This is a genomic window from Streptomyces sp. NRRL S-1022 (assembly GCF_000720135.1).
Lineage (GTDB): Bacteria > Actinomycetota > Actinomycetes > Streptomycetales > Streptomycetaceae > Streptomyces.
The window spans coordinates 1-267 of record NZ_JOIU01000198.1 but is presented as its reverse complement, the minus strand read 5'-3'; the positions used below and the strand labels follow the sequence as shown (position 1 = coordinate 267).

At 58.1% G+C, this 267-nt stretch carries 2 rRNA genes; both read left to right on the top strand.

Annotated features, from left to right (window positions below):
• Window positions 1-77, top strand: a 23S ribosomal RNA gene (locus IG05_RS0141530); the annotation flags it as partial.
• 93 nt (window positions 78-170) lie between these two features.
• A 5S ribosomal RNA gene (rrf, locus tag IG05_RS44075) occupies window positions 171-267 on the top strand; the annotation flags it as partial.

Here is a 267-nt window from a genome sequence, read left to right as displayed (position 1 = left end):
CTGGGTTGATAGGCCGGATCTGGAAGCACGGTAACGTGTGGAGGTGACCGGTACTAATAGGCCGAGGGCTTGTCCTCAGTTGCTCGCGTCCACTGTGTTGGTTCTGAAACCACGAACGGCCCCACGTTTCACAGAGCGTGGTGCGGCATAGTTCGACAGTTTCATAGTGTTTCGGTGGTCATAGCGTGAGGGAAACGCCCGGTTACATTCCGAACCCGGAAGCTAAGCCTCACAGCGCCGATGGTACTGCAGGGGGGACCCTGTGGG